Source organism: Marinobacterium profundum (assembly GCF_001528745.1).
Taxonomy (GTDB): domain Bacteria; phylum Pseudomonadota; class Gammaproteobacteria; order Pseudomonadales; family Balneatricaceae; genus Marinobacterium_A; species Marinobacterium_A profundum.
This window is the reverse complement of sequence record NZ_BCNS01000058.1, coordinates 1-678: the sequence shown is the minus strand read 5'-3', so window position 1 is coordinate 678 and position 678 is coordinate 1. Positions and strand designations below refer to the sequence as shown.

At 59.7% G+C, this 678-nt stretch carries 1 pseudogene; it reads left to right on the top strand.

From position 1 onward, the window contains the following. Positions 1-93 precede the first annotated feature (93 nt). A pseudogene (locus MPRO_RS02855) lies at positions 94-678 on the top strand (hypothetical protein); the annotation flags it as partial.

The window sequence follows — 678 nt, the reverse complement described above, 5'->3', positions numbered from 1 at the left end:
TAGCGGCTAGGGGCTAGGAAAGACAAGGGCAAGAGCGCAGCACCAGAGTCTGGCGTTTAAACCTCGCATAAATATTTGCTGGAGTTTTCTGTGGTGAGTTTCTCAACTTTTTTCCGTGAACTGGGTCGTGAGATCTACAGCGTATCGACCACCCTGTTCAGGCTTATGATTCCGGTTATTCTGGTGGTCAAACTGCTGGAAGAGCTCGGTGGCGTTGAGTTGCTGGCCGTCGTTCTGGGGCCATTGATGGGCATGATAGGCCTGCCGGACAGCATGGGGCTGGTGTGGGCGGCGACCCTGTCGGCCAATATCTACGCAGGCATGCTGGTGTTCTTTACCCAGTCGCAGCAGGAAGTGCTCAGCGTCGCCCAGGTGACGGTGGTGGCGGGTCTGCTGCTGATGGCCCATGGCTTGCCGATTGAAGCGCGTATTGCCCAGAAAGCCGGCGTGCGCCTGGGGGCGACCCTGCTGCTGCGCATCGGCGGCGGTTTGCTCTTCGCGGCTGTGCTGAACCTGATTTACAGCCAGGGCGGCTGGCTGCAGAGCCCGAACGAACTCTACTGGCAGCCAGACCCCGTGGACAGCAGCCTCGGCGGCTGGGCACTGGCTCAGATTAAGAGTCTGCTGACCAGACCCGTCGTGGTAGGGCTGCTGCTGTACTGGCACATAGTGCTCCGG